The organism is [Pseudopropionibacterium] massiliense, from assembly GCF_900607225.1.
In the GTDB taxonomy this organism is placed as follows: Bacteria; Actinomycetota; Actinomycetes; order Propionibacteriales; family Propionibacteriaceae; genus Arachnia; species Arachnia massiliensis.
Genome location: NZ_LR027842.1, coordinates 2,092,218 through 2,116,304 on the forward strand (window position 1 = coordinate 2,092,218; position 24,087 = coordinate 2,116,304).

The window sequence follows — 24,087 nt, forward strand, 5'->3', positions numbered from 1 at the left end:
GGCCGACAGAACACCGGAAGGCCAGCAAACCACTGAACCGATGAGGCTTATTTACAGTCATCCTCAAGCGTGCTCTGACCAGCAGCTTCAGTGATCGACACGTCGCCTGCGAATAAGCCTAAATGAAGTCCGGTTCGGAAGGCCGGAACAACACCCGATGAGCGGGGGTTTTACATCACCAGTCCAATAGTCTCAGCGAGACTGATTCGCAGCCTTTCTGAAGCTGGTTGAACCGGACCGCCACGAAGGAGCAGTTCGCGTCAAAACCACCAGAGCCCGCCGCGATTCCAGGACACGACCACCAGAGAACTCCGCTGGCCGGCGCCCCGCCTGTGAATAAGCCTCCTTATCGCTGTTTTGCTGGCTCTAATCCTGTTTTGCTGGGCTTGTTCACGTTTGCTGGCCTCACAGCACAGGCAAACGTGAACAAGCCCAGCAAAACATTGGCAAGGCCAGCAAACCACTGAAGCGGGGCCAACTCGACCCAGCCCGCACCCTGTGAATAATCCTCAATGAAGTCCGGTCTGGAAGACCGGAACAATCCGCGGCCGGCGTGAAGTTGGAACCTGCCACGAAGGCGTCTCAATGAAGTCCGGTCTGGAAGACCGGAACAATGCATCGTCGTTGAGTGCACCGCTCTTCGGGGTCGGAGAACCGTCTCAATGAAGTCCGGTCTGGAAGACCGGAACAATAGGTGACCACGTTGGCCGAGACCCTGGTTCCGGGTCTCAATGAAGTCCGGTCTGGAAGACCGGAACAATGGCTCGCCTCGGAAGGCGGTCCTGACAAGGAACTTTACCAGCCCCTGCGAGCGCTCCGCCTCGCGGGGCTCCACAACACACCACTCTTGAGTTGTCAGGGAGTAAAACACCTAGTCAAACCCCTGCGAGCGCTCCCTAGGGGAGACGACACGACCGGAGGTCTCGCAGCGGCTCACACCACCACGGACCCCTCGTCGGGCAACCTACCCGGCACCCCCAAGCATAACGGCGCCCGTCGGGGCGGAACCATCCCGGTAGCCTTCCCCCGCGCGGATGCCGCACAGGGGTCGGGGAGGGTCCTCCTTCGATCTGTCGTGGCGCCCGTCGGCTGCGCGGTGGCTCGGGTCAGAAAGTGGTGACCCCGTCACGATTCATGAAGGCGCCGTGGCCGGTTTCGGTGTTCCAGCAGGTCAGTCCGTTCTCCTCGGAAGCGCACACATACTTCTCGTAGTAAACGGCGGCGCCATAGGGGACCTTGGTGTCAAGTGGTGGAGATCCGGGGGCGAGGAAGAATCCTCTCCCGTGGGATCGGATCCCGTCAGAGAAAGAGCCATCGAGGGGAGCCGCCATCTTGATCCCATCGTCGTATCCGTAGGGCTGGTCTTTCTTGTGGCTCATGATCCCGCAGCCTGCGTATGCAATCAACAGATCGCCCCGATATTGAGGCTTGTTCACAGGTGGGGTGCCGGCCAGAGCAATCCTCTGGTGATCGTGTCTTGGGAACTGCTGCTGGCTCTGGTGGTTTCGAGGTGGAACTGCTGCTTCGTCGCGGTCCGGCTCAACCAGCTTCGGAGAGGCTGTGAATAAGCCTTTATCACTCTACGGTTCATTCCCTGTTGACCGCTTCCGATACTGAAAGCTGCTGGCCCTATCGGAGGGGTCGCACGAATTCCCGGTTTCACAGTTGAGAACCGGCTTTTCGAGGGCCACGGACATCCGACCCTCCAGCGGGCTATAGCTCCCATTTAACAAGATGTCGTTGTGTTTGGTGTTTTCTGGGGTATTACCCAAGATTTTGCTGCGGGGGCGGCATGTCGTGTTGCATCATTTTTACCGGAGCGCTTGAATAAGAGTTGTGGAAGGATTCGCTGCCGGATATGAAGAACTTTTGCAGGATTATCAGGTGAATGCTGTGTATCCGTCGATGCGGAAACGAGCGATGGGGCTGTTGATGCTGCATGTCGGGATCCCGGTGGAACAGGTTTCCAGGGTGGTCGGGAAGTCCGAGAGGTCGTTGCAGCGCTGGGTCGCTGAATGGCGTGATGAACGGATGGCCTCCTTGTACACCGGGCACATCGGGAACCGGAATGCAGCGAAACTGTCCCAAGCACAGCATGACGAGGTGATGCGGGTACTGCAAACCCCTCCCACCGACCCTGACGGGCTGCCGGTGGGGTTCTGGAGTCTGCCAAGGTTGAAGGACTACATTGCCACCGAGTTCGAGGTCGTCCTCGCGTCGGACTCCTCCTACCAGGTGCTGCTCCACCATGCTGGACTGTCGTTCAAGCAGCCCGCCGCCCGGGACCAGCGCCGCCCCGCCGAGGAGGTCGTGGCAGCCCGTGTGGAACAGATCCGCGACCTGGTCGATCACGCACGTGCGCAAGGGTATCTCGTGTTCGCAGCTGACGAGGTGCGCATCGAACACGAAGCACTCACCCGACGAGCCTGGTGCCGCCGAGGGGTACCCACCGTGCTGGAAGTGGACCGGCAACGCCGCTGCCAGTCCTACATCGGGTTCCTCAACCAGGCTGACGGGAGTGTGGAACTCACAGCGCTGGACTGGCAGAACAGTCACACCATCATCGATGCCCTCACCCAACTCGTCGACAAACATCCCGGCCAGAAGATCACGATCGTGTGGGACAACGCCGGATGGCACAAATCCCGGGAACTGAAACAACACCTCGGTAAAGGAAACAGGTTTGCAGACATCACCCTCCTGTGGCTGCCACCCTACTGCCCTGACCACAACCCCATCGAGCATGTTTGGGGCGAAGCAAAAACCCACATCAGCAACCCCCAACGCCCCCACTTCACCGACACCCGAAACGCATTCGAAACCTACATACGAAAGAAGAAATTCCCGTACCGCCTATAAACGACATCCTGTTTCAAGACTGCTATACCCTCGGTGCGTGATGCGAAAAATCCTGGCAGCGGCGTTGGCGCTGGTGTCCCTGCTGTCGCTGGTCCACCTGGGCCGCGCCACCCTGACCGGGCTGCGCGGCCCGGATGTGGTCGCCTCCCAGCTCTCCTGGTTGGCGGGGAAGGCGCCGTCAGCCGCATCCGAGATGCAGGCTTTGTTCCCCGAGGGCGAGTTCTTCACCTGGGCGTTGACCGGCCTGGCGGCCGGGAACCTGGCCCGTTCGGGCCACGATCCCCGGAGCCACCTCCCGCTCCTGGAAAGGGCGATCGCCGAGACCGGGAACCCGGTGGTAGCCGATCGTTTCGGCGCCAACGATCTGCTGCCACACGGGGCCTTCTACCACGGGTGGCGGCTGCTCCTGCTGGTGGACCGTGCCGCCCTGACCGGGGATGCGACGCACCTGGCCGAGGTGTCCTCCGAGGCCCGGGCCATCGCGGCGGCACTGGATGAGAATCCCCTGCCGTCGTCCTATCCCGGTGCGGCGTGGCCCTGCGACGTCGTCGTGGCGCTCGCCGCCGCGCACCGGGCCGACCGGCTCGTCGAGGTTCCCGGGCTGGCCGACGTCACGAAACGGTGGTTCGATGCGATGGAGGCGCACCGGGATCCGGACAACGGGCTGCTGGTCCACCAACGCGGGACCTCCAGAGCGCGCGGTGCGTCACAGTCGCTCATCCAGGTCTTTCTTCCCGACATCGACCCGGACCGGGCCGCCCACGAATGGAGGATCTACAAGCAGGCATTCCTGGCCCCGACGCTGGGGCTGGTAGGGGTCCGCGAGCACGCGCACGGAATCGACGCCCCCGGGGACGTCGATTCCGGGCCGCTCATCAACGGGGTCTCGGCCAGCGCCTCCGCGGTGACGCTCGCGGCCGCCCGCCGCCACGGAGATGTCGAACTCGCCACGGTCCTGGACCGGGAGGCCGACCTGCTCGGCCTGCCGCTGCCCACTGGCTCCGGCACGGCCTTCGCATTCGGTCTCCTACCCGTCGGGGACGCCTTCGTGGCATGGGCGCGGTCAGTTCCGGTCGGGGACGCACTCAGCGATCCCGCGCCTCAGCCGTGGTGGTGGCTCATGTGGCTGACGGCGCTCCTTCCCGGCGCCGCAGGCGGAGCTCTGTGGTTCGGGAGAAGAAAATCCCGCGGCGAACCACCCCCGCCACGATCCGCAGGTCTTCCCGCAAAAGAACTGTAGGCTCGGGTTTCGTGTGGTCGAAGATGAAGGACCCGTTCCTGCTCTACATCTTGCTCTCCGCTTTGATCGGGTTCCTGCTGCCGACCTCCGGAACGACCACCGATGCCCTCGACTGGGTGACGAAGGTCGCGATCTTCCTGCTGTTCCTCGGCTACGGGGCGCGCCTGTCGACGGCCGAGGCGTGGGCCGGCCTGAAACACTGGCGGCTGCACCTGACGATCTTCGCCTGCACCTTCGTGGTGTTCCCACTCATCGGCCTGGGGCTGCTTCACCTGCCCTGGTACTCCCCCGGCCTGGCGCTGGGGCTGGCCTTCCTGACGCTGGTGCCGTCGACGGTGCAGTCGTCAATCACGTTCACCTCCATCGCCGGCGGCAACATCGCGGGCGCCATCGTCTCGGCCACCACGTCGAACCTGCTCGGGGTGCTCCTGACACCGCTGCTCGTCATGGCCCTGCTGCCCACCACTGGCGCCGCCCCCGTCGGGTGGGGTTCCTTCGGCGCCGTGATGGTCCAGCTGCTGCTGCCCTTCCTCCTCGGGCAGTTCTCACGCCGCTGGACCGCGGATTTCATGGCCCGCAACCGGAAGAACCTCAAATGGCTGGACCAAGGTGTGATCTGCCTGGTGGTCTACGGCGCTTTCGGGGACTTCCGCCGCAACGGCATCACCGCCACCGGCACGGAGCTGCTGATCATGCTGGTGCTGTGCCTGGTCATCCTGGCGTTCATGCTGTGCTTCACCCGGCAGCTCGCCCGGCTCCTCGGATTCGGCCGCGCCGACGAGATCGCCATCGTCTTCTGCGGCACGAAGAAATCCCTGGCGACAGGGGTACCGATGGCGACGGTGCTGTTCGCGGGCCAGGCCGTAGGGCTGATCGTCTTTCCACTGATGATCTTCCACACCCTCCAGCTCATCGCCTGCACCATCATCGCGCAGCGCTACGCGGCAACCGATAGCCCACCAGACCAGTCACAAGATCACAATTCCTGACCGGGCGGTGGCGGCATCGGTCAGCCCGTGACGATTCTTGAATGCGATGGCCATGACGATGGCGTTGTAGAAGTAAGGACAGCACCGAGTGCACCGTCGTCGTCCAGCGCAGCCGACGTGATGTCACGGTCGCATCAGAAGTCGCGAAAGTGGTTCCCAGGGTCAGGGCGAAGTAGACGTAATCGGTGGTCACGGGATCTGCAGTTCCCGGAAACCTGATGGCCGGTCCGTACATGTGGTCCAAACGCTCGTAGTGACGGGCGTAGCTGAGGTGCAGCAGGAGCCAGCCGAGGACGGCCATGAGGACCGTCATAACGCCAAAAACGATCTGAATAGACCTCAGCATCGTTTGTTCATCGATCTCAAGCTGTTCAGGTACCTGGTCGATGACATCCTGCGGTGTTGTCAGCCCTATGAGCCCGCCGAGCAGACCCATGAAAGCGGCGACCACTGGGGTCCAGCCCAGGAGAAAAACCAACCAGGGCGGCAGCGCGAACACCGGGTCCTGATTGATCTCCTTGTCAGGAGTCAGCCGGTGGCGCCATGCGACCCACAGCATGAGAGCCACGTATCCCAAGGCCAGAAGAATCCAGGCCGCCATGAACCAAAGGGCCAGATTGGTGTCCCCACCCAGGATCGTCCCCAGCCCCAACAGAATCAGAAGCAACTCCACCAGGAGGCCAACAGTGCTCGAACGCGTCACGGGGCGCAAGTCTGCCACATCGCAATCCCTGAACACCCCAAAAATGCGGCTCCCGCCCTCCGTTCCCGGAGGGCGGGAGCCGCATTCATCGATTCCCTTCCAGGGGCCTCGCTGATCTCCCTGCGTCACGACCTCACTCGTCGGCGGCGCTCGGATGGGTCATGTCAGCGGGAACCACCCACTGGTCGAACTGCTCATCGGTCAGGAACCCGAGCTCCAGGGCCGACTCGCGAAGCGACAGGCCCTTGTGGTGGGCATTCTTGGCGATCTTCGATGCCTTGTCGTAACCGATGTGCCGGTTGAGGGCGGTCACCTGCATCAGGTTGGTGTCCAGGTTGGCCTGGATCCGTTCCTTGTTCGGTTCGATGCCGTAGGCGCAGTTGGAGTCGAAGGAGACGCAGGCGTCGCCGAGCAGCTGGATGGACTCGAGCACGCACCAGGCCATGACCGGCTTGAACACGTTGAGCTGGAAGTTGCCCTGGGATCCCGCGAAACCGACGGTGGCGTCGTTTCCGAAGACCTTCGTCGCCACCATCGTCATGGCCTCGCACTGGGTGGGGTTCACCTTGCCGGGCATGATGGAGGATCCGGGTTCGTTCTCCGGGATGAGCAGCTCGCCGATGCCGTTGCGGGGCCCGGACGCGTACCAGCGCACGTCATTGGCGATCTTCATCAGGGCGTCGCCCAGGACCCGCAGCGCACCGGAGACCAGCACCAGCGCGTCGTGGGCGCCCAGCGCCGCGAAGAGGTTGGCGGCCTGCTTGAACTCGATTCCGGTCTCCTCGGAGATCTTCTCGGCGGTGAGCGCCCCGAACCTGGGATGGGCGTTCAGGCCGGTGCCGACGGCGGTGCCGCCGATCGCCAGTTCACGGGCACGCGAATCGGCGTATTCGATGCCCTCCAGGGCGAAGTCGATCTGGGCCACCCAGCCGGAGAACACCTGGCCGAGGCGGATCGGGGTGGCGTCCTGCAGGTGGGTGCGACCGACCATGATCACGTCGTCGTACTGCTTGGCCTTCGCATCCAGGGTGTCGCGCAGCTTCCGGACCCGCGGGTACATGGCCGCCAGTTCGTTGACCACGGCGATGTGCATGGCCGTCGGGAAGGTGTCGTTGGAGGACTGGCCGCGGTTGACGTGGTCGTTGGGGTGGACGGGGGTCTTGGTGCCGAGTTCACCTCCGGCCAGTTCGATGGCGCGGTTGGAGATGACCTCGTTGACGTTCATGTTGGACTGGGTGCCGGACCCGGTCTGGAAAACCACCAGCGGGAAGTGGTCGTCCAGCTTGCCCTCGATGACCTCGTCACCGGCCTTGGCGATGAGATCGGCGATGTCACGCGGAAGCTCTCCGAGCTCCGCGTTCGCCAACGCCGCGGACTTCTTCAGGATGCCGAGCGCCTTGACCATCGGCCGGCCCCACACGAAGGTCTCGCGCCCGATGTCGAAATTGTGAAGCGACCTCTCGGTCTGGGCACCCCAGTACCGATCGGAGGCCACCTCAATGGTGCCCATCGAGTCGGATTCGGTGCGGGTGTTCGGTGTTGCCATTGGAACTCCTTTGCTCTGTCGCCAACGCCTCCAAGATTATCGTCAACGAACCGGCCCCGGGTCAGCGGGTGTTGCGCGCGTCCCACCCTTCGTTCTCAGCTCCGTGGAGCGGGGCGGGAACGGGCACTCCACCTGCCGTCATCGGTGCGGGAAACCACCAGGTCCATGCCGAACGCGGCACTCAGATTGGCGTCGGTGAGCGTTTCCTCCAACGGCCCGGCGGCGGTCACCCGCCCCCCGGAGAGCAACAGGCAGTGGGTGACCCCGTCGGGGATCTCCTCGACGTGGTGGGTCACCAGGACGCTGGCGGGGGAACCGGGGTCCTGGAAGAGCTCGGTCAGGGTTGTGACGAGAGCCTCACGGCCCGCCAGGTCGAGTCCGCTGGCGGGTTCATCGAGGAGCAGCAGTTCCGGGTCGGTCATCAGTGCGCGGGCGATCTGCACACGTTTGCGCTCCCCCTCGCTGAGAGTGCCGAAGGTGCGGTCCGCCAGATGGTCCACGTACAGGGAGTAGAGCAGGCCGCGGGCACGCCCCTCATCGCCACTGTCGTACTCCTCACGCCAGCGCCCTATCACCGCCCAGGCGGCCGAGATGACCACGTCGAGGACCCGCTCCCCCGCAGGGATACGTTCGGCCAGCGAGGAAGAGGTCAATCCGATACGGGGTCGCAGCTCGAACACGTCGACCCGGCCCAGCACCTCGTCGAGCAGGCGAACCGTGCCCGAGGTCGGGAACATGTTCGCCGACAGTACGGACAACAGCGTGGTCTTACCCGCCCCGTTGGGTCCCAGCAGCACCCAGCGCTCGTCCTCCCCGATGCCCAGGTTCACCGAGTCCAACAGAGTCGAGGTTCCACGTCTGACCGTCACATCTTCGAGCGCTGCCACCATTGCCATGGGGTCAACGTTACTCGTACCGGGAGTTTCGCGGGCAAGGACCTGTTCCACCCGCGAAACCCTCCCGGCCTCGTCAGGCCCCGGTGGAGTGGAGACCACCATCGACGTGGATCACCTCACCGGTGGTGGCGGGGAACCAGTCGGAGAGCAATGCCACGACGGCCCTCGCGGTGGCCGTCGTGTCGGCGGGATCCCACCCGAGGGGGGCCCGCTGTCCCCAGATGTCGTTGAACTCGTCCGCCCCGGGAATGGCCTTCTTCGCGATGGTGTCGATGGGCCCTGCGGCGACCAGGTTGGACCGGATGCCCTCGGGCCCCAGGTAACGGGCCAGGTAGCGGCTGGCCGACTCGAGCCCGGCCTTGGCCACCCCCATCCAGTCGTACTGCGGCCAGGTGACCCGGGCATCGAAGGTGAGCCCGACGATGGAGGAACCGGCGTGCAGCATCTCCCGGCAGGCCACCGCCAGAGAAACGTAGGAGTAGGTGGAGGTGTTCAGGGAGATCCCGACGTCCTTCCACTCGGTGTTCAGGAAGGCCCCACCGAGGGCCCGCTCAGGATTGGCGAAGGCGATGGAGTGGACGATGCCGTCCAGACGATCGCCGAAGTGTTCACGGAGCTGCCCGGGCAGCGCCGCGAGGTGTTCGGGATCGGTGACGTCGAGTTCCAGCACGGGCGGGACGGTCGCGAGCCGCCCGACGACGCGCCGCGTCAGCCCAACGGCCCGGCCGAGGTTGCTGACGACCACCTTTGCCCCCTCCTCCTGCGCGATCTCGGCGACGCGGTAGGCGATGGAGGTGTTCATGGTCACTCCGGTGACCAGGATGTTCTTGCCTTCGAGGATTCCCATGTAGATGCTCCTTGTCTTCTTTTTATCTCAGTGACCCATTCCGAGGCCGCCGTCAACCGGGATGACGGCGCCCGAGACGTATCCCGCCTCCGCCAGGAACAACGCCGCCCCCGCGACGTCCTCGGCCTGCCCGAAGCGTGCGGCCGGGATCTTTTCCAGGTATCCCTTGACGACCTTCTCCCCCAGCGCCGCGGTCATGTCGGTGTCGATGAATCCGGGGGTGATCACGTTGGCGGTGACGTTCCGGCTTCCCAGTTCGCGGGCAACGCTGCGAGCCATGCCGATCAGCGCCGACTTCGAGGCCGCGTAGTTGACCTGCCCGGGCGATCCGATCAACCCGACCACCGATGAGATCAGAATGATCCTCCCGAACCGGGCACGGGTCATGGGGCGAGCCGCCCGCCTCACGACACGGAAGGTACCCGTCAGGTTGGTGCCGATCACCGCGTCCCAGTCCGCGTCCGACATCCGCGCCAGTAGGGTGTCCTTCGTCACACCGGCGTTGGCGACGAGCACACCCACGCTCCCCAGCTCGGCCTCGACCCTCTCGAAGGCTGCATCCACCCCGGACTGATCCGTGATGTCGCATTCGACGGGCAGCACTCCCTCGGGAACCTCACCTCCGGTGCGGTGAGTGCCCGCGACGCGATACCCCGCGTCACGGAACTTCTCGGCGATGACACGGCCGATGCCGCGCGTCGCCCCGGTAACGAGAACAACAGGCTTGTCTTGCACGGACCACACACTATCGTTGGGAGGCGTGATGGCCAGCCGCCCCGTTCCCGAGGGGCTCCTCGGCGTGGTCACCTGGCTCAGCTGTCCGGTCTGCACCGTTCCCTTGCAGCTGACCGGTGGAACGCTCAGCTGCGAGAACCGCCACTGCTTCGACATAGCCCGCCAAGGACACCTCAACCTGTTGCTGAGAGCCGCACCGAGGAACGCCGACACCCCCAGGATGCTCGCCGCACGCGACCGTTTCCTGTCCGGGGGCTGGTATGAACCGCTGACCCGGAAGGTGGTCGCCGCCTTGGCCGGCGCAGACCGGGTGCTCGAGGCAGGAGCAGGAACCGGCCACTACATCGGGGCCTTCCTCGACGCGACCCCCGGGGCGAGAGGCCTGGCGGTGGACGTCTCACCCGCGGCATGCCGTCGCGCGGCCAGACGCAACCCACGCCTGGGATCCGTCGTCGCCGATGTCTGGCGTCGCCTGCCCGTCGCCACGGGAAGCCTGGACGCCGTGCTCTGCGTGTTCGCCCCCCGCAACCCCGCCGAATTCGCCCGGGTGCTCGAACCGGGCGGACGACTCGTGGTGGTGACCCCGGGCCGGGATCATCTCACGGAGCTGCGCGAATCTCTCGGCCTGCTGGGACTCGATCCGGAGAAACTGGAACGGCTGGACGGTTCGATGACCGGTTTCGACCTCGTGGACCGGCAGGAACTCACCCACCCGTTGGACTTGTCCACCGATGCCGCGACCGACCTCGTCGCGATGGGCCCGAACGCCTTTCACATCCACGACGTTCCCGGAGCGACAAGGACAACCGCTTCCTTCGTGATCAGCACATTTCAAGGATGCTGAGTGATGTACCGCAGGGTGATGCCCAACCGTTCCGCACAATGGCGGAGGAAACACCATGATGACCTGAGCCGACGTCGTCGCGCGACGAGGATCACGGAGAAGTGCGCGTGGTCGGCAGGGCAACCCGGTCCAGCCCTCCCACCGAAGGACCCGAGATAGCCAGCCACCATCCGCGGAGCCTCTAGACTGACATCGTGCTGCATCCCGTCCCAGGTTCCCCGCATGCCGACAAGGCGCGCCTGCGACTGGACCGTTGGGCCATCTCGGCCGTGATCGTGTGCGCCTGCCTGCTGATCCTCACATCGGCGGCGGTGACCGAACTCGAAGTGGGCAAAACCGGAATCAGCCACCTGCAGCTTTTCCTGGTCCCGGCTGTTGCGTTTCTCGCCTTCGCCACCGGCGTCAGGATTCACAGCGACCCGGCACGCTGCCGTCCACCCCGCTCGCTGGTCGTTGCGACGCTTGCCTTTCTCGCGCTTCTCCTGCTCGCGGCCCTGTCGTTGCCCCTGACGAATCATGTTGCCAGCGTTCAGTACGACATCCCGTCGGCCACGATCCCCGTGCCGCTGGTCTACCTGGCCAGTCCTCTGGCCTCAGCCGGGTTGACCTGCCTGCTGGCCGTCCTGGCCGTGAACCTGGCCCCTCCCGACCAGTTGTTCCGCATCCTGTGGTGGTTCGCCGTGATCAGTGCGGCAGCCACTCCCGTGGCACTGATCTGGAACGCCATTCACGAGGATCTGTTCGGCCGCCTGGAGACCCGACTGGGGGGAGCAGCAGTCATCCACTTGGTGTTCCTGCTGGGAATTTCCGTGTGCTTGGGCGCCGTCCAGCAGGGCCATCGCAGGATCCTCTCCTCCTTGGCGGGGCTCGCTCATCTGCTGTGGTTCATAGCCTCTGGAGCTCGCGCCGGGCTGATCTCCCTGGGGGTGTTCCTGCTGCTGGTGGCACTCCCTCCCATCATCAACTCAGTGAAACGGCGCCCCACACGTCTGCCCTTCATCGCCGCAACGGCCCTCGTTGCCCTGACGGGTTTTCTGTTCACCGCCAAATATGTTCTGGGCAACCGAGGAGTGGACGTCACCGGCGGGGGACGTGTCGAAACGTGGAGCTACGGCCTGCACCAGCTTTTCTCCTCACTGCCAACCCTGGTCTTCGGAACCGGCTACGGGGTGCTCTGGCCCTGGTTCGCCTTCGAGGCACAGGCACTGCCACAACCCGGTGCGCACGGCACCAAACAGATGCCCTTCGGGGTCACGCTCTCCCACGCGCACAATCTCTACGTGGCGGTTTTCTCCGAACTGGGGTTGATCGGCCTCGGCCTCCTGCTGATCACCCTCGGCACCACCTGTTGGGCATGGTGGCGGGCCCGAGGGGTTGTGGAACGCACCATGGCTGCCGGACTCGTGGCCACGCTCCCCAGCTTCTTCTTCGACACCTACCTGATCAAGAACTTTCCGGTCAGCTTTGTCTGGTGGGCCGTCCTTGCCGCATTGCTGACGATGCTCGACGCGCGGGAACAGTCCCATGACGAGGAGCACCGTCGCGTGAAGAACGAGACCGAGCGCGAACGATCCCGCGCACTCAGACTCGGGGCTCACTGACCACCAGGCAGGCCACCAGGTTCGCCCCTGCCGCCTCCAGGAGACCCAAGGTCTCCCGGACGCTGCCGAGTGAATCCCGCGGATCCGCCAACAGCACGGTGGTACCACCTCCTGCAACGGCTCGAAGCGCCACGGGATCGGCCCCGTCGGGAGCCGCCGTCACCGCGATGCTCTCCGCTCCGAGTTGCTCACCAAGCCCGTGGCACCACGGACCCAGGTTCACTCTCTCCCCGGTCCCGACCAGGACCACCTCCCCGTTCTCGGAAGCCCTCATGTGCGGGGACAGCACCGCGGCCAACTGTTGGAAGGACTTCGGGTCCGCATCGGCGCGAAGCACCAGCCGCCCATCGGTGGCCAGCCCATCACCGGAAGCAACCAGAGGTCGCAATGCGGCCAGCCCCCAGACGATGACCGAACCCACGACGATCCCCAGAACCCCACCTGCGGCCAACGAAGCCCCCCTGCTGACGCCGGTGGTGACAGTTTTCACGGGCGCTTCGACCGCTTCTGCCCTGAGCAGCTGTGGTTCGCTTGGATGCAACCCCCTGATCTCCGCCACCATTTCCTCGGCGAACACCTTGGCGACCGTTGCCGACTGCTCCTGATCCGGCAGGGTGACAGTGAGGCTCATGAGCTGATCAGAGACAACAACCGTCGTTGCGCCCGCAACCTGCTCGGCCGTCATTCCTGTCAGGGTGGCCACTCTCCCGGTGACGCGGCTTCCCTGCGCGAGTACCTGATAGAGCGACATCTCAGAACGGATCATGGATGTGACGCGTTGCGCATCCTCGGGGGTTCCCGCGGCCGAGGCAGCCAGGACAACCACCCGTGACGTGGTGCTGTAAACGGTACGGGCGACGTTGCCGACGGCCCAACCACTCGCCAGACCCACCACTGTGGCGGCCGCGATCACCAGCCATGACCGTGTCAAGGCACTCGCGAAATCGCGCAGGTTCATGTCACTCCAGGGACGTCGACGTTTGGACGTCGCAATTATAACGACGATCGTTATAAACGGTCGAGACGACTACAGCCCGAGGAACTTCCCGAACTCCGCGCACGCCCGTTCGGCCCGTTCCCGGGTGGGCATCTCGCAGAAGATGCGCAGAAGTGGCTCGGTTCCGGAGAACCTGGCGATGATCCAGCCGTCCTCGAAGTAGACCTTGCAGCCATCCCGGTACGAGACCTCGCGCACGTTCTCCGAGAACTCCGGCAGCAGACGGTCCTCCATGAGGATCCTCAGGATCTCCGGTTTGCGTTCCGGATCGAACGTGACGTCGGTCTCGGCCATGTAGTGGGGGGCGAACTGGCCCGTGATCTCCTCGTAGATCTCGCTCATGGGCTTGCCCACCACTGCCAGCATCTCCACGAGCAGGGTCGCGGCGTAGATCCCGTCCTTGCCGGAGATGTGCCCCCTGACGGTGAGACCGCCGGAGGACTCGCCACCGATGATCGCGTCGGTTTCGAGCATCTTCCCCGAGACCCACTTGAAGCCGACGGGGACCTCGTGGCATTCCTGCCCGAACTGGTGGGCCACGTCATCGAGCAGCGACGTGGTGGCCACGTTGCGGACCACGGGACCCCGCCACCCCTTGTACTTCAGGAGGTAGTAGTAGAGGATCACCAGCAGCTGGTTCGGGTGCAGGAAGTTCCCCCTGTCGTCGATGACCCCGAGCCGGTCGGCGTCGCCATCGGTCGCTATCCCGAGAGCGCAGCCGTTGTCCACCACGTAGCGTTTCAGCGATTCCAGGGAGGCACTGTTGGGCGAGGGCATGCGTCCCCCGAACAGGGTGTCGTGGCGGTCGTGGATGACGTCCACCTCACAGCGAGCCGTCATGAGGATGGTCTGCAACGAGGTGCGGGAGACCCCGAACATCGGATCCAGTGCGATCTTCAGGTTGGCGTGGCGAATGGCATCCATGTCCACCTGGTCGATGATCGAGTCGATGTACCCGTTGAAGGGGTTGATCTGACGGATCAGTCCCCGCGCGACGGCCTTGTCGTAGGGAACCTGCCCGATCGCGGCTTCACGGGCACCCTCAAGTCCAGCCATGCGCTCCTCGAGGTCACGCGTGACGACTTCATCGGCGTCCCTGCCGCCCGCGGTGAAGACCTTGATCCCGTTGTAGAGGGCCGGGTTGTGGGATGCCGTGACGGCCAACCCGTAGGGCAGGCCCAGGTTCTTGACGGTCCACATGATCAGCGGAGTGGGGGCCTGGGCGATCCTGATCACCCGGCACGCCACTCCCTCCCCCGCGAACACCTCGGCCGCCCACGTGGCGGCGACATCGGACAGGAATCGCCGGTCGTAACCGATCACGAGACCCTGATCCTGGTTCCCCTCCTCCTTTATGCGCTGGGCGAGCGCCCCGCACAGCAGCCTCACGTTGCTGCGAGTGAATTCGTCACCGATGATTGCCCGCCAGCCGCCGGTGCCGAAGTTGATGCGCGCCATGGCCATGGCCCTTTCTTGCTCCTAGACTGCACTCAGAGTAGACACTCCCGATCAGCAAACTGTTCAAACTTGCGCATTTTCTGCGCAGAACGCGCAGCATGATCATGAAAAATGCTCAAAAAATTGATCGTTCACGCCAAGGCGATGAGCTCGGCATAGTCATCACTCCACAGATCCTCGACCCCGTCGGGCAGAACCAGCACCCGGTCCGGTTCCAGGGCCTGGACCGCACCCGGGTCGTGGGTGACGAGCACAACGGCCCCCGCGTAGGACCGCAGAGCGGAGAGCACCTCCGCCCGGGAGGCCGGGTCGAGGTTGTTCGTCGGTTCGTCGAGCAGCAGCACGTTGGCGGCGGAGACAACCAGCATGGCCAGCGCCAGACGGGTTTTCTCTCCGCCGGAGAGAACCTTCGCTGGTTTGTCCACGTCATCCCCGGTGAAGAGGAAGGAGCCGAGCAACCTGCGAACCTCCGCGTCACCCAGGTCCGGGGAAGCGGAGACCATGTTCTCCAGCACCGATCTGCCGGTATCGAGGGTCTCGTGTTCCTGCGCGTAATAACCGATCCGGGCCCCGTGCCCCAGAACCCGTTGCCCCACGTCCGGCTCCTCCAGTCCGGCGAGGAGCCGCAGCATCGTGGTCTTTCCGGCACCGTTCAGTCCAAGGATGACGACCTTGGAGCCCTTGTCGATGGCGAGATCGACGGCGGTGAAAACCTCCAGCGAACCGTAGGCCTTCGAGAGATCGCGGGCCATCAGCGGGGTTTTGCCGCAGGGGGCCGGTTCAGGAAAACGGATCCGGGCCACCTTGTCGTGTTCCCGTTCCCCCTCGATCCCGGACAGCAGTTTCTCGGCACGTTTGGCCATGTTCTGGGCGGCGATGGCCTTGGTGGCCTTGGCGCGCATCCGATCGGCCTGGGCCATCAGCTGTGAAGCCTTGCGTTCCGCGTTCAGGCGTTCCCGTTTGCGGCGTTTCTCGTCGGTCTCCCGCTGCTGCAGATAGCGTTTCCAGTCCATCGCGTAGAGGTCCAGTTCGGCGCGGTTGGCGTCCAGGTGAAACACCTTGTTCACCACCGCCTCGAGCAGGCCGACGTCGTGGCTGATCACCACCAGGCCGCCGCCGAAGCTCTGCAGATAGCCCCTCAGCCACGTTGTGGAGTCCGCGTCGAGGTGGTTTGTGGGTTCGTCCAGCAGGAGGGTGTCGGCGTCGGAGAACAGGATCCGGGCCAGTTCGATCCGACGTCGCTGACCACCCGAGAGCGTGTAGAGCGGCTGCCCGAGGACGCGGTCCGGCAGCCCGAGGTTGGCGGCGATCCGGGCCGCCTCGGCCTCGGCGGCGTATCCCCCGGCCGACAGCAGCGCGTTCTCGGCGCGGGCGTAGGCCGCCATGGCCTTCTCCCGTTCGGTTCCCTGCGAGGAACTCATCTCCTGCTCGGCCCGTCTGAGACGCGCCATCACCTGATCCAGCCCGCGGGCCCCCAGGATCCGGTCGCGGGCGAGCTGCTCCGGTTCCCCCGAGCGGGGATCCTGCGGCAGGTAACCGAGTTGTCCGGAGCGGGTGACGGTCCCGGCTGCGGGCAGTCCCTCCCCGGCGAGTATGCGGGTCAGGGTTGTCTTCCCGGCGCCATTGCGGCCGACCAACCCGACGCGGTCCCCCGCCGCGATCTGGAAACTGACCGGGGACAACAGGAGTCGCGCCCCGGCGCGTACCTCCACTTCCTTGACCTGCAGCACGTCGGCGATTCTGCCCGCCACCCCGAGCCTTGATCCCGTCAACGGCCCGTCCCCCGTGTGGAACCAGGAATCTGGCACCATGAAGGATAGAGGCCATCGTGAGTGGCCGTCCCAGATGAGTCAGGAGTCAGAACATGGGTTTCATCAAGGCCTTCACAGGCGCGCTCGGCGGTGTCTTCGCCGACCAGTGGCTGGATTTCCTCACGGTTCCCCGCGGCATCAACCCGACAGCCGCGTTCCTTCCCGCCGTTCACGAGGGAAGGAACGCCGGACGCGGCTCCAACACCAAGGGCTCGGAAAACCTCATCAGCAACGGCTCAAAGATCGTGGTCCCGGATGGCTACGGACTCGTCACCTTCCAGGATGGGCAGGTCACTGGCTTCGTGGCTGAGCCCGGCGGGTTCGAGTTCCGCGGCCAGGACCCCTCCTCCCAGTCGGTTTTCGCCGGCGACGGGGTGTTCGGGCAGGTGATCCGCAACACATGGGAGCGCATCAAGTTCGGTGGCCGACCGAACGCGATGCAGCAGGCCTTCTTCATCAATCTCAAGGAGATCCCGGACAACCGCTTCGGAACCCAGTCCGAGATCTACTGGGACGACGCCTACCTCGGTGCGCAGGTGGGAGCGATCACCCGCGGCACCTACACGCTGCGCATCGTTGATCCCCTGCTGTTCATCTCCACGGTCATCCCCGGTGCCGCGATCGCGAACAACCAGGTCTTCGATTTCGCCGATCTCGACAACCCCGTCACCGATCAGCTCTTCACCGAGGTGGTGGCGAGCCTGGGCGCGGCCTTCTCGAAGTACACCAACGATCCCAGCCGGGAGAACCGCATCACGCGGCTACAGCAGGATTCCATCGGATTCGCGAAATCCCTCAGCGAGGCCGTCGAGGAGAACTACCAGTGGCGTTCCGGACGAGGCCTGGCCATCGAGCGCGTCGCCCTGGCGGCCATCGAGTACGACGCCGACACCCGGGCGCTGCTCTCCGACGTGAAGAAGGCCGATGCGCTGCGCGGGGACCGCGGCGCATCCTTCATGCAGCAGTCCGTGGCCCGCGGAATCCAGTCCGCAGGTGAGACCGGAGGCGGTCAGGGACTGGTTGGCATGGGAATCGGGGTTCCGATGATGGGCGGAATGGTGGGAGGCTTCCAGCAGCCCGCGCAACAGCCTGCTCCCACGCAGCCCGAGCAGCAGACCTCCCAGGCAGGTTCCCAGGAGGATCCCGTCGCGAAGCTGAAGCAGATGAAAGAGCTGCTCGACGCGGGAGTGGTTTCCCAGGAGGAGTTCGACACGCTGAAGAAGCGACTGCTCGGGTTGTAAGAGGACACCGATACGATGACAGCCCCCGGAAACGGCGGCCAGGGAGGACCTCAGCTCCCCTGGCCGCCCGGGTCCCCGTACCCTCAACAGCCGCAGCAACGCAACACCGGAGGTCCTCCCACGGTTCACCAGTCCCAGCAACCCGCACCACGACATTCCCCGCCACAGCAGATGCCCAATCCCTTGAGCGAGAACCCATATGCCGCCCCGGGAAGGTTTTCGGCACAGCCGGTTTCCCCCGGCGCCCCGGGAAACTCTCCGGTTCCCCCGGTGCCTCCGCAGCCGGAGGCCATGGCCCGGCAGGAGACCCAGGCCACCGTGCCAGAGCCCCATGTGCTCGACATTCCGGAGAATGAACGCACCGGGGTGATGATCAAGTGCCCCAACTGCGGTGGCACCGACATCCGCTACATCGTCGAGGCCCATGCACTGGTCTGCGCAAACTGCCGATCCCGCCACAACGAGCCACGTCTGGAGGATCAGGTTGACCTCACCGGCGGGATCCGGGACCTGCAGGGCACCACCGTGACACATTCCTCCCAGAACCTGGCCGAGCAGAGCATGGTCACGTTGAAATGCGATGGTTGTGGAGCGGAGGTGGTCATCGACGTGCACGAAACCGTGCAGGTGCGCTGCCACTGGTGTCGCAGCTACCTCTCCCCCAATGCCAGGATCAGCAATGGCGCCGCTCCGGATGCCGTGGCTCCGTTTCTGATTCTTCAGCACGACGCCGTCGAGACCATCCGTGGGTTCGTGGAGAAGCGGAAGTTTTACGCCCACCCCAGGTTCAAACGGGAATTCGCCCCCGAGAACGTGGTCGGCGTCTATCTTCCCTATTTCGTCTTCGACGGGCAGGCGCATGCCGATCTGACAGGGCAGGGCGAGGTGCAGACCAGAAGCTGGACGGAAAAGCGCGGGGACTCCTGGGAGACCTACTACTCGGCCGACGTCTACAACGTGACGCGAGGTTTCGACATGAGCGTCGACGACCTGCTGCTGGAGTCCAATCGCGAACGCGGAAACATGGTCGACCCGTCCCAGACGAACAACATCATCAATGCGATCCTGCCCTTCAACGTCAAGGACGCCCTGCGCTACAACCCGAACTATCTTCGTGGATTCACGAGCGAGCGGCGTGACGTGAACGTCACCGAGATGGATCACACCGTCCGGGACCACCTGCTGAGCATTGCCCGCGCGAAGGGAGAGAGCATGGTGGAGAAGTACGACCGCGGAGTTCGTTGGGATTCCGAACACGTCGATCTCCAGGGCTCGCGCTGGGTGACGATCTACCTGCCGGTGTGGTTGTACTCCTACTACCAGCCCGATCGCAGGCTGAAACATTTCGTGGCGGTCAACGGCCAGAACGGCAACGTGATGGGGTCAGTGCCCATCAACCGGACAATGCTGTACCTGATGACCTTCCTGGTCCTCGTCATCGGCACCGCAATCGGGCTGGTGCTGTTCGTGGCAACTTTGTGATGGGAGCGGACATGTCTTTCTGGCTGGTTCTGTTGGAGCGCTCGTCCTCGGGAAGCATCCGGCTTGCCCTGTTGGCACTGGGGCCGGTCGCCGCCATCGCCTTCTACGGCTATGTCATGTCGCGGTACAGAAACGCCGACAAGTCATACCAGTTCGAGAGAACCACCCACATCGAGCTCCAGAACGTCCAGGGGTCGGACACCTACTTCGATTCCATCAGCCGCACCCAGGACAAGCACGTGAGGGGCCACGAGTACTCCAGCAACCCGAGAAACCGACTGCGACCCCAATGACCACAGCCCATCAGATGTCGGTCAGGAAATCGAGGATGGCTCTGTTCCACTGATCCGCGTGGGAGACGTTGATCCCGTGGGGTCCACCCTCGATCACGACCAGCTGCGTCTGCGGCGCGTACTCGGGCATGCGGGCACTGGACCTGGCCAGCGGGACGTTCTGGTCCCCGTCGCCGTGGATCACCAGCAGCGGGACGTCGATGCGGCGACAGTCCTCGCGCAGGTCCTCGGTCCAGGAGAGAATGGTTGCAACCGCGGCGTGCGGGGCCGACTGCCGGGCGATCTCAACCGCCTGCTGCCGGACCTCCTCGGGAACGGTGAGCCCCTGGTCGTTGCTGTAGAACCAGCCGCAGAACTGGTCGACGAAACCGGCGTGGTCGGCGGCGCAGGCATCCGCCAGCTCCTGGAATCCTTCGCGGGGCATGGCGCCGTCGGGATTGTCCTTCGTGATACACAGGGCCGGGCAGATGGACCCGGACAGGATCGCCGCACCGACACGCTCCGATCCGCGCGTCGCCAGGTAGCGGGCCACCTCACCACCACCCATGGAGAACCCGAGCAGGACCACGTCGTGCAGGTCGAGGCCGGTCAGCAGGGCGTCCAGATCGGCTGCCAAGGTGTCGTAGTCGTAGCCGTCGCGGGGTTTCCCGGACTGCCCGAACCCGCGCCGGTCGTAGGTGATCACCCGGTATCCGGCGGCGGCGAGCACCTTGGCGTTGTCGGCGAACGCGGCCCCGGACAGCGGCCAGCCGTGGATCATCACGATGGGTCGCCCGGATCCGATGTCGGTGTAGTTCAGGTTCACCTGGTCCGGGGTGGTCAGCTTCGGCATCTTCGCCCTCCAATCATCGGCTTCCCTCGAGACTACTCGACGGGTCCCCGGAACGGCGCCGGCCCCGGTTGGAACCGGGGCCGGCGCGGGTTCACCACGACATCACTTCTTCTCATCCCGGAACTTCGCCCTCAGCGCACTGAAACGTTCCTGCACCTTGTCGAGGCGTTCCTGCACCTTCTCCTGGCGCTCCTGGCGTTTCTGATCCCGCAGGGCTTTCCGTGCGGCCTCGGCCGCCGCCTCCGCGGCCTGCTGCTGGGCCTCGATTTCACTGATCACCTCGGCGACGGGCCGCCTCACCAAGGTGCCATCCACGCTGGTCGCGAACGCGTCGAGTGCAGCGGTGCCGTCCTCCGTCACCTGCGCCAGGATCGCGTTGCCGCCCGGGGGAACGGTTCTGGCGAAGTCGGAGACGATGTCGTCGCCGAATTCAAGGCGGCTGGCGTCGACGAATGAACCCGCCAGCGCCCCGGCTCCCAGGCCGAGAAGCATGCCCAACGGCCCGCCGAGCACACCGACGAGCATCCCGACCAGCGATCCGCCGGTGGTGGCGGCGCCTGCCTCACGATCCACCCCGTCAGCGACCCGGACCTGACCGTTCTCGTCACGTTCGACGACGACGGCCGCCCCCAGCTGGAATCCGGGAGCACTCCTGAGCTTGCTGAACGCCTCGTAGGTCCCACTGTGGGTGGGAACGGTCAAAACAACGATGCTTTCGGACATGCGTCCTCCTGTTCACTACCCGCGATCGAATCGAAACAACCGGATCTCGGCCACGCACGGGTGTTTCCACGCTACCCGGGGAAAGGCCCCTCTCCCCCCCGGACGCGCCGACCCTCAGAGGTTGTAGCCGATGGCCCGCAGTTGTTCGCGGCCGTCCTCGGTGATCATTTCCAGGGTCCACGGCGGCAACCACACCCAGTTGATGGTCACCGAGTTCGCGAGGCCGTCGAGCGCGTATTTCGTGTCGTACTCGATGCGGTCGGTCAGCGGGCAGGTTGGTGAGGTGAGGGTCATGTCGAGGGTGACGTTGGCCTCCTCGTCCACGGTGACCCCGTAGAGCAGGCCGAGGTCGACGACGTTGACCATCAGCTCGGGATCGACGACGTCCTTCATCGCCTCCTCGATCTCCTCCTCGGTGGGGATCGGTGTGGCCGAGTCGTCGCCGGGCAGTTCGTCCTTGACCAGATCCGAGGGGCGCGGGTCGGGGGTGTACATCAGTTCTCCTTCGCTGAGGCCTGGGTCACGGCGTCCCGGAGGGCCGACCAGGCGAGCAGGGCGCACTTGACGCGCGCGGGGAATTTCGAGACGCCGGCGAAAGCGATGGCGTCCTCGAAGCGGTCCTCGTCGGGGGTGATCTCCCCCTTGGAGTGCATCATCTCCAGGAAGTCGTCGTAGAGCCCGGAGAAGTGGTCGATGTCCCGGCCGATCACCAGGTCGCCCAGGACGGATGTGGATGCCTGCGAGATGGAGCATCCCTCGCCGTCGTAGGACATGTCGGCGATCGTGTCGCCGTCCAGGTGGACGCGCAGGGTCAGCTCGTCACCGCAGGACGGGTTGACGTGATGCACCTCGGCCTCGTACGGTTCCCGCAGTCCGCTGTGATGCTTCTCGCGGTAATGGTCGAGGATGATCGTCTGATAGAGCTCGTCGAGGTTCATCGTGCTCCGAAGTAGTCGCGGGTGAACACCAGCGCATCCGCCAGTGCGTCGATCTCCTCCCGGGTCGTGTACAGGTGGGCCGATGCCCGGGTGGAACTCTGGTGGCCGAGCCTCCTGTGCAGCGGCCTGGCGCAGTGGTGCCCGCCCCGGATTGCGATGCCACGGGAGTCGAGCACCTGCATGACGTCGTGCGGGTGGATACCCTTCAGGTTGAACGAGCACGCCGATCCGCGTTCGACGGCCTCCGCCGGGCCCAGCAGCAACAGCCCGTCGATGCTGGTCAGCTTGGCGAGCATGTACTCGGTCAGCTCGTGTTCGTGAGCGGCGATGGCGTCCATCCCGATCCCCTGCAGGTACCTGATGGCGGCGGCGAGCCCGGCCGCCTGGGCGATCGGCGGGGTGCCGGCCTCGAAGCGATGCGGCGGTTCCGCGTAGGTGGAGTGGGTCATCTCGACCACCTCGATCATCTCCCCCCCGCCGAGGAAGGGCGGCAAGGATTCCAGGAGCTCTCCCCTGCCCCACAGCACACCGATGCCGGTAGGGCCGCACATCTTGTGTCCGGTGAAGGCCACCAGGTCGGCTCCAAGCTCGGTGACGTCGATGCTCTGGTGGGGTGCCGACTGGGATGCGTCGACCACCATCACCGCGCCGACCGCATGAGCCTTGGCGGCGATCTCGGCCACCGGGTTGCGGGTACCCAGCACGTTGCTCACGTGGGCGACGGACACCACCCTGGTGCGTTCGTTGATCAGCCCGTCACGTTCGGCGGCCTCGAGATCGAGCCGCCCCTCGTCGGTGACGTCGAACCAGCGGAGCACCGCCCCGGTTCGTTCACACACCAGCTGCCAAGGAACGATGTTCGAGTGGTGCTCCATCACGGAGATCACCACCTCGTCGCCGGGGATCAGTCGGGCCGACAGGGTGTTGGCCGCCAGGTTGAGCGCCTCGGATGCGTTCTTGGTGAAGACCACCTCCTCGGGGGCGGCGGCGCCGATGAAGGAAGCGACCAGGTGCCGGGCCCCCTCGTATGCCTCGGTGGCCTCGGCACCGAGCACGTGCATCGCGCGCGCCACGTTGGCGTTGTGCCGCAGGTAGTGCTCGGCGATCGCGTCAACGACCACCCGGGGTTTCTGGGAGGTGTTGGCCGAGTCCAGGTAGACCAAGGGGTGCTCCCCCACCCTGCGCCCCAGGATGGGGAAATCCCTTCGAATCGTTTCGACGTCAAAGGTCACTTCGGTCCTCTTCCTTCTCGACTGGCGTTCTCCCTGGTCCGGGCGCGCTCAGGCCTTGGCGGCCGCCGCCTTGACGTAGGCCTCGTAGCCCTCGGCCTCGAGTTTGTCGGCCAGCTCCCGACCCCCTTGGTCGACGACGCGACCGTCGACGAAGACGTGGACGAAGGTGGGATCGATGTAGCGCAGGATGCGGGTGTAGTGGGTGATGAGCATCACGGCCCTGTCCCCTTGGGCGGAGTAGCGGTTGACTCCTTCGGAGACGATGCGCAGAGCGTCGATGTCGAGACCGGAGTCGGTCTCGTCGAGAATGGCCGCTCTGGGGTTGAGCAGCTCCAGCTGGGCGATTTCGTGACGTTTCTTCTCTCCACCCGAGAAACCCTCGTTGACGGAACGCGCGGAGAAGGAGCTGTCCAGGTGCATACGGTTTAGGACGTTCTCGACGTCCTTGACCCATGTGCGGATCTTGGGGGCCTTGCCGTCGAGAGCGGTCTTGGCCGTGCGAAGAAAATTCGCGACGGAGACTCCCGGCACCTCGACCGGGTACTGCATCGCCAGGAACAGTCCCTGCCTGGCACGTTCGTCGACGGTGAGGTCGGTCAGCTCGACGCCGTCGAGGGTCACGGAACCGGACGTGATCTCGTACTTGGGATGCCCCGCGATGGCGTAGGCGAGAGTGGACTTCCCGGAGCCGTTGGGACCCATGATCGCGTGCACTTCACCGGAGTTCACGGTGAGGTCCACGCCCTTGAGGATCTGTTTGGCCCCCTCCTCGGTCAGGACGTCGACGTGGAGGTCGGAGATGACGAGATTGGACATGGTT

At 64.7% G+C, this 24,087-nt stretch carries 23 protein-coding genes; 8 read left to right on the forward strand and 15 right to left on the reverse strand.

Annotated features, from left to right (window positions below):
- Positions 1-1,106: 1,106 nt before the first annotated feature.
- Positions 1,107-1,379: a hypothetical protein gene (locus E0E39_RS09325; RefSeq protein ID WP_130874497.1), complete on the reverse strand. Its 273-nt coding sequence runs from the start codon at positions 1,377-1,379 to the stop codon at positions 1,107-1,109.
- 505 nt (positions 1,380-1,884) lie between these two features.
- Between E0E39_RS09325 and E0E39_RS09330 the strand changes: the two genes are divergently transcribed.
- From E0E39_RS09330 to E0E39_RS09340, 3 genes are read left to right on the forward strand one after another with little or no spacing between them, the layout of a single operon-like run.
- Entirely contained in the window at positions 1,885-2,859 is a 975-nt protein-coding gene (locus E0E39_RS09330; protein ID WP_130873696.1) for an IS630 family transposase, read from the forward strand.
- Between the two features lie 37 nt (positions 2,860-2,896).
- Positions 2,897-4,099, forward strand: a complete 1,203-nt coding sequence (locus E0E39_RS09335; protein ID WP_130874498.1) for a hypothetical protein — start codon at positions 2,897-2,899, stop codon at positions 4,097-4,099.
- 23 nt (positions 4,100-4,122) lie between these two features.
- On the forward strand, positions 4,123-5,088 hold the full coding sequence (locus E0E39_RS09340; protein WP_130875681.1) for a bile acid:sodium symporter family protein: 966 nt from the start codon (positions 4,123-4,125) through the stop codon (positions 5,086-5,088).
- On the opposite strand, the gene E0E39_RS09345 is transcribed toward E0E39_RS09340, so the two are convergent.
- From E0E39_RS09345 to fabG, 5 genes are all read right to left on the reverse strand, one after another.
- A complete protein-coding gene (locus tag E0E39_RS09345) occupies positions 5,024-5,791 on the reverse strand; it encodes a DUF1345 domain-containing protein (RefSeq protein WP_207302465.1) in 768 nt (255 codons plus the stop codon). The two genes, E0E39_RS09340 and E0E39_RS09345, sit on opposite strands and share 65 nt — an antisense overlap.
- Before the next feature lie 133 nt (positions 5,792-5,924).
- The gene (fumC, locus tag E0E39_RS09350; RefSeq protein ID WP_014846161.1) at positions 5,925-7,337 is read right to left on the reverse strand and encodes a class II fumarate hydratase; all 1,413 of its coding nucleotides are present in this window, start codon (positions 7,335-7,337) and stop codon (positions 5,925-5,927) included.
- Between the two features lie 95 nt (positions 7,338-7,432).
- Positions 7,433-8,233 (reverse strand): ABC transporter ATP-binding protein, encoded by an 801-nt coding sequence (locus tag E0E39_RS09355; RefSeq protein ID WP_130874499.1) that lies wholly within the window; start codon positions 8,231-8,233, stop codon positions 7,433-7,435.
- Between the two features lie 73 nt (positions 8,234-8,306).
- Positions 8,307-9,080, reverse strand: a complete 774-nt coding sequence (gene fabI, locus E0E39_RS09360) for an enoyl-ACP reductase FabI (protein ID WP_130874500.1) — start codon at positions 9,078-9,080, stop codon at positions 8,307-8,309.
- 27 nt (positions 9,081-9,107) lie between these two features.
- A complete protein-coding gene (fabG, locus tag E0E39_RS09365; protein ID WP_130874501.1) occupies positions 9,108-9,815 on the reverse strand; it encodes a 3-oxoacyl-ACP reductase FabG in 708 nt (235 codons plus the stop codon).
- 28 nt (positions 9,816-9,843) lie between these two features.
- Between fabG and E0E39_RS09370 the strand changes: the two genes are divergently transcribed.
- Positions 9,844-10,659 (forward strand): putative RNA methyltransferase, encoded by an 816-nt coding sequence (locus E0E39_RS09370; RefSeq protein ID WP_130874502.1) that lies wholly within the window; start codon positions 9,844-9,846, stop codon positions 10,657-10,659.
- Positions 10,660-10,853: 194 nt separating this feature from the next.
- Complete coding sequence (locus tag E0E39_RS09375) at positions 10,854-12,260, forward strand: O-antigen ligase family protein (RefSeq protein WP_165444718.1); 1,407 nt, start codon at positions 10,854-10,856, stop codon at positions 12,258-12,260.
- Here E0E39_RS09375 and E0E39_RS09380 read toward each other — a convergent pair.
- From E0E39_RS09380 to E0E39_RS09390, 3 genes are all read right to left on the reverse strand, one after another.
- A complete protein-coding gene (locus tag E0E39_RS09380; protein WP_130874504.1) occupies positions 12,241-13,218 on the reverse strand; it encodes a YveK family protein in 978 nt (325 codons plus the stop codon). The genes E0E39_RS09375 and E0E39_RS09380 overlap by 20 nt on opposite strands.
- A gap of 69 nt (positions 13,219-13,287) precedes the next feature.
- Positions 13,288-14,715 carry a phosphoglucomutase/phosphomannomutase family protein gene (locus E0E39_RS09385; RefSeq protein WP_130875682.1) on the reverse strand — a complete coding sequence of 476 codons (1,428 nt, stop codon included), beginning with the start codon at positions 14,713-14,715 and terminating at the stop codon, positions 13,288-13,290.
- A 131-nt stretch (positions 14,716-14,846) separates the two neighbouring features.
- Positions 14,847-16,445: an ABC-F family ATP-binding cassette domain-containing protein gene (locus E0E39_RS09390; protein WP_130875683.1), complete on the reverse strand. Its 1,599-nt coding sequence runs from the start codon at positions 16,443-16,445 to the stop codon at positions 14,847-14,849.
- Positions 16,446-16,579: 134 nt separating this feature from the next.
- Here E0E39_RS09390 and E0E39_RS09395 point away from each other — a divergent pair, with 134 nt between their 5' ends.
- From E0E39_RS09395 to E0E39_RS09405, 3 genes are all read left to right on the forward strand, one after another.
- Entirely contained in the window at positions 16,580-17,767 is a 1,188-nt protein-coding gene (locus E0E39_RS09395) for an SHOCT domain-containing protein (RefSeq protein WP_130874505.1), read from the forward strand.
- Between the two features lie 270 nt (positions 17,768-18,037).
- On the forward strand, positions 18,038-19,249 hold the full coding sequence (locus E0E39_RS09400; RefSeq protein ID WP_130874506.1) for a TFIIB-type zinc ribbon-containing protein: 1,212 nt from the start codon (positions 18,038-18,040) through the stop codon (positions 19,247-19,249).
- An 11-nt stretch (positions 19,250-19,260) separates the two neighbouring features.
- Complete coding sequence (locus E0E39_RS09405) at positions 19,261-19,542, forward strand: hypothetical protein (RefSeq protein ID WP_130874507.1); 282 nt, start codon at positions 19,261-19,263, stop codon at positions 19,540-19,542.
- 10 nt (positions 19,543-19,552) lie between these two features.
- Here E0E39_RS09405 and E0E39_RS09410 read toward each other — a convergent pair whose 3' ends face one another.
- The 6 genes from E0E39_RS09410 to sufC all read right to left on the reverse strand — a co-directional run bounded on the left by E0E39_RS09410 (position 19,553) and on the right by sufC (position 24,083).
- Positions 19,553-20,374, reverse strand: coding sequence for an alpha/beta fold hydrolase (locus tag E0E39_RS09410; RefSeq protein WP_130874508.1), 822 nt, complete (start codon positions 20,372-20,374; stop codon positions 19,553-19,555).
- Between the two features lie 102 nt (positions 20,375-20,476).
- Positions 20,477-21,097: a DUF1269 domain-containing protein gene (locus E0E39_RS09415; RefSeq protein WP_130874509.1), complete on the reverse strand. Its 621-nt coding sequence runs from the start codon at positions 21,095-21,097 to the stop codon at positions 20,477-20,479.
- Positions 21,098-21,211: 114 nt separating this feature from the next.
- Entirely contained in the window at positions 21,212-21,592 is a 381-nt protein-coding gene (locus E0E39_RS09420) for a metal-sulfur cluster assembly factor (RefSeq protein WP_014846148.1), read from the reverse strand.
- The gene (sufU, locus tag E0E39_RS09425; protein WP_130874510.1) at positions 21,592-22,035 is read right to left on the reverse strand and encodes a Fe-S cluster assembly sulfur transfer protein SufU; all 444 of its coding nucleotides are present in this window, start codon (positions 22,033-22,035) and stop codon (positions 21,592-21,594) included. Before sufU ends, E0E39_RS09420 begins: the two co-directional genes overlap by 1 nt.
- Positions 22,032-23,267, reverse strand: coding sequence for a cysteine desulfurase (locus tag E0E39_RS09430; protein WP_130874511.1), 1,236 nt, complete (start codon positions 23,265-23,267; stop codon positions 22,032-22,034). The genes sufU and E0E39_RS09430 overlap by 4 nt, the downstream gene beginning before the upstream one ends.
- 48 nt (positions 23,268-23,315) lie before the next feature.
- A complete protein-coding gene (gene sufC / locus E0E39_RS09435) occupies positions 23,316-24,083 on the reverse strand; it encodes a Fe-S cluster assembly ATPase SufC (RefSeq protein ID WP_130874512.1) in 768 nt (255 codons plus the stop codon).
- Positions 24,084-24,087 lie beyond the last annotated feature (4 nt).

Excerpts from the sequence above, each read along its gene's own strand:
- E0E39_RS09325 (WP_130874497.1), bottom strand. The coding sequence starts at position 1,379 with ATGAGCCACAAGAAAGACCAGCCCTACGGATACGACGATGGGATCAAG.
- E0E39_RS09340 (WP_130875681.1), top strand. The coding sequence starts at position 4,123 with ATGAAGGACCCGTTCCTGCTCTACATCTTGCTCTCCGCTTTGATCGGG.
- fumC (WP_014846161.1), bottom strand. The coding sequence starts at position 7,337 with ATGGCAACACCGAACACCCGCACCGAATCCGACTCGATGGGCACCATT.
- E0E39_RS09355 (WP_130874499.1), bottom strand. The coding sequence starts at position 8,233 with ATGGCAATGGTGGCAGCGCTCGAAGATGTGACGGTCAGACGTGGAACC.
- fabI (WP_130874500.1), bottom strand. The coding sequence starts at position 9,080 with ATGGGAATCCTCGAAGGCAAGAACATCCTGGTCACCGGAGTGACCATG.
- E0E39_RS09370 (WP_130874502.1), top strand. The coding sequence starts at position 9,844 with ATGGCCAGCCGCCCCGTTCCCGAGGGGCTCCTCGGCGTGGTCACCTGG.
- E0E39_RS09380 (WP_130874504.1), bottom strand. The coding sequence starts at position 13,218 with ATGAACCTGCGCGATTTCGCGAGTGCCTTGACACGGTCATGGCTGGTG.
- E0E39_RS09385 (WP_130875682.1), bottom strand. The coding sequence starts at position 14,715 with ATGGCGCGCATCAACTTCGGCACCGGCGGCTGGCGGGCAATCATCGGT.
- E0E39_RS09395 (WP_130874505.1), top strand. The coding sequence starts at position 16,580 with ATGGGTTTCATCAAGGCCTTCACAGGCGCGCTCGGCGGTGTCTTCGCC.
- E0E39_RS09405 (WP_130874507.1), top strand. The coding sequence starts at position 19,261 with ATGTCTTTCTGGCTGGTTCTGTTGGAGCGCTCGTCCTCGGGAAGCATC.
- E0E39_RS09410 (WP_130874508.1), bottom strand. The coding sequence starts at position 20,374 with ATGCCGAAGCTGACCACCCCGGACCAGGTGAACCTGAACTACACCGAC.
- E0E39_RS09415 (WP_130874509.1), bottom strand. The coding sequence starts at position 21,097 with ATGTCCGAAAGCATCGTTGTTTTGACCGTTCCCACCCACAGTGGGACC.
- E0E39_RS09420 (WP_014846148.1), bottom strand. The coding sequence starts at position 21,592 with ATGTACACCCCCGACCCGCGCCCCTCGGATCTGGTCAAGGACGAACTG.
- sufU (WP_130874510.1), bottom strand. The coding sequence starts at position 22,035 with ATGAACCTCGACGAGCTCTATCAGACGATCATCCTCGACCATTACCGC.
- sufC (WP_130874512.1), bottom strand. The coding sequence starts at position 24,083 with ATGTCCAATCTCGTCATCTCCGACCTCCACGTCGACGTCCTGACCGAG.